This is a genomic window from Oleiphilus sp. HI0086 (assembly GCF_001635225.1).
Window position 1 is genome coordinate 1 of sequence record NZ_LWFZ01000830.1, and the last position, 2986, is coordinate 2986.

Sequence of the window (2986 nt, forward strand, 5' to 3'; positions counted from 1 at the left end):
AAGTTTATCTTTTTGTTTTTATTGATGTTTTCTAGTATTGATTGATCGATGTGTAAAATAAGCTGACGTAAATTTAGCCAGCTTCAAGATTTTGTGAACTAGTGAATCTAATGACTTCGTCTTACAAACCGCATTGGTAATACGGATATTATAATGTTAAATACCTTGGCAATGGTCGGTGTATTTATAAGAAACAATTTGATTGCGACCTACAGCGCTATTGATGTCGAAGAGATTATCTTCAAAAAGCTCATTACCCCAATCACAAAGCGTTTCAAGCGAAACCTTGTCATCCTTTACGATCGAAGAATGAAGCTTAAGCGTTAAACCGAGCTGACCATTCCACTTCATGACGCAGCTTGATATCGGATAGTTCTTTGTTCCTGGTGCACAGCAAAACCAGCGTTCTTTTTGTAATGCTGAAACCGCTTCTGCCTGTTTGCTCGGTAAGGCAGAGGTATCTTCATCTAACCAGTTCCCCATTGCGGAGAAATTGCCAGCGTAAAAGGATTTATTGCTGAGGTAGCGATATAAAAATCTAATCATAAAGCCAGGTAGATATTTAGCTATCTTGGCTTGTTGCCAGTGCAGCCAATGCTCGCGTGACTTTAGCCGCTCGCGAATTCTGTCGTTTAACTGGGTAGGTGAAATATCCGCTTCGAGAGGGATATAAAATCCACTGGAGAAATTTGCATAGTCTGAGTCGGTTCCAAAATTAGCTGCCCCCCTTAAATTAACGGGATAAAACCACGAATAGCTTTGATTGCAGTTTTTTGAATCTGCAAGTAAATGCTTGGCAGCCGAGCGGTTTAGCGCCCATAGTATAAAGGTTGTTAAAGGGATATCGAGAGATTTTGCTCGTTGTTCGATAGCTGCGGTTTCATAACGATCAAAAAATAGAGTGTCTACCGAATTTTGGCTTACTTGATTATCCGCTTTCCAAAAACGCCATTTGACCCTTTTAGGGTAAGGTTGAACTTTTGCTTTGATCGCTTTCAATTCTTGAGTGTCAGGTTCACCGGTTTCTCTACACTTAGGGATCTTCACACTGGTGAAACCGAGATCGTTCAGCATGTGCTTCATTATGCTCATGCCGTCACCATTGGCGTGCTGGAAGATATCTACTTTTAGCGCTTCTTCTTGCTCTGAGGTGTGAGGCGTATATCGCCCCCAATATATGTCATCACTTACGCCTAGCTTGCGCCTTTGTTCAAACCATAAGGCAACATGATCTTTCGGGTGACGTTGAAATATACTCATGATGCCTGATCCGTCTTGAGAACGTTAAGGGTATTTTTCGCATCAAGCCAACCTGCTTCCCAGCTTGAAGTTAATACCTCATCATTATATGGGCTCTGTGATTTCTTCTTCGCTCGACTGCCCTGCTCAAAACCGCGTTGATAGGCGTCTTCAACGCTCTCGGAGTCGAGCGCATTATTCGTTACCTGTTTGCTAGCGGTGCTTAGGCTCTTGATATATTGATCCAGTAATAGGTAGCTTGCGGGCACTAAAAGCAAGCTGATCAGTGTTGCAAAAATAACCCCAAAGGCCAGCGATACGGCCATGGGTATTAAAAACTTAGCCTGAATGCTGGTTTCCAGGATCAAAGGTGTTAAGCCTGCAAACGTTGTAATTGACGTTAAGAGTATTGGCCTGAAGCGTTTCTTGCCAGCTTCGCATACTGCACTAAAGATATTCACGCCCTTCTTGCGCAGCTCATTAATACAGTCCATCAAGACCAGGTTGTCATTGACGACAATACCGCTGACCGCCACCATACCTATGAATGACCAAAGCGTTAATTCCAGATTTAATAACATATGACCGAAAAGTGAGCCTAGAATTCCAAAAGGGATTGCAAACAAAACCAATAAGGGCTGACTGTAAGACGAGAATAAAACCGCCATCATCAAATACATTACGAAGATAGCGATTAGATAACCGTTAAACAGAATATCTAAAAACGCCACAATACTTTTTTGTTTACCTGCGGTTCCCCACTTCATATCTGGATATTGCGCGACTAGCGTGTCGAGGTAGTGTTCTTTAAGGTCCTTTTGAATATTGTAAACCGAGTTATGTTCTGTATTGACGTATGCGCTCACGGTCACCACTCGCTTGCGCTCATAGCGGCGAATATTATTCGGTGCCTGTCGGAAGTGAATATCAGCAATTATTGACAAGTCTATATAGCTGCCATCTGCTATCAAAATTGGCAGGTGCTCCAGGTACCACATCGAAGCTCGTTCTTCTTCAGGCAAGCCTAGCCAGACATCGACTTCATCATCTTGCGTTTGGATCGTTTGCACCACTTCACCCTGATACGCCCTATTGACTTGCCTGATAACCTGCTCAAGCGTTAGTCCAAGTGAAATAGCGTTATCCTTTAAGGTGATCTGCGCCTGTTTTTTCTTTTCATTAAGGGAGTCTGCCAAGTCATAAGTTCCGCTGTAATGACTCAGTTTATCCTTTAACTGTTTCGCAGCAGTTTCAAGCTGTAAGCGATCATAACCGGAAAGCTCAATATTGATATCAGGCTTTGAGGGGCTTAGGCTAGAACTAAAACTAAGCTTGCTTGCTCCATCAATACGGCCAATCAACTCGCGCCAACGGTTTAAGACTTCCTGACCGCTACGCTCTCTCGTTTTTGAGTCAGACAGTTCTAGCGTTACTTGGGCGGTATGATCAAGGTTTTGTTTGTTTTCCTGATTCGATATCTTAAGCGTTGGGCCGATAACCGAATAAACGTGCAAGATTACAGGTTCACTAATACTGGGCGAAGAAGACTCGTTTAGCTCAATACGCAAATCTTCCGCTGCCTTCAACATTTTATTCACTGCAGCTTCAGTTTTTTTGCGTGAAGCGCCCTCCGGAAAAGCAACTGAGGCATTAACAACCTCTGCATCAATCGCGACGCCCAACGCCACTCTCATCCAACCAGTCGATAGTAAGACCATAAAGATGATAAACATTAAGCTAAAACTAA

Annotated in this window: 2 protein-coding genes; both read right to left on the reverse strand. The window is 43.0% G+C overall.

Features of this window, described 5'->3' with window-relative positions; translation table 11 throughout:
- Positions 1–156: 156 nt before the first annotated feature.
- Positions 157–1260, reverse strand: coding sequence for a hypothetical protein (locus A3756_RS14990; protein WP_068510715.1), 1104 nt, complete (start codon positions 1258–1260; stop codon positions 157–159).
- Positions 1257–2986: efflux RND transporter permease subunit (locus tag A3756_RS14995; protein ID WP_231875550.1), on the reverse strand; the 1730-nt coding region annotated here is incomplete at its 5' end. The genes A3756_RS14990 and A3756_RS14995, both read right to left, overlap by 4 nt.